The organism is Bacillus sp. SIMBA_008, from assembly GCF_046535495.1.
GTDB classification, from domain to species: Bacteria; Bacillota; Bacilli; order Bacillales; family Bacillaceae; genus Bacillus; species Bacillus subtilis.
This window is the reverse complement of sequence record NZ_JAWRWL010000497.1, coordinates 1-270: the sequence shown is the minus strand read 5'-3', so window position 1 is coordinate 270 and position 270 is coordinate 1. Positions and strand designations below refer to the sequence as shown.

At 73.3% G+C, this 270-nt stretch carries 1 protein-coding gene; it reads right to left on the bottom strand.

Translation table 11 applies throughout. The features are described from left to right. A partial coding sequence (locus SB658_RS24175; RefSeq protein WP_486308212.1) for an NAD(P)-dependent oxidoreductase occupies positions 1 to 270 on the bottom strand: 270 nt, incomplete at both ends.

Here is a 270-nt window from a genome sequence, read left to right as displayed (position 1 = left end):
GACCTGCGCCTCCGCCTTGTACTCCTCGGGGAAGTCCTGATCGAAGAGCCGGGGGCCGCCGGGCGCGACGAGGCTTCCGCCTGCTCCGCCGATCACGCCGAGACGCGTCTCGGTGCCGGCGAGCCTCGCGGCCACCTGCCGCAGTGCGCCGAGCACCTTGTCCTCCATGTCGCCCCGCGGAGACAGCGCCCACACGACGGCGTCGGCTCCCTCGAAGGTCTCCGCGATCGCGTCGACGTCGAGCGCCGACCGCTGCACGTATGCGGCGCC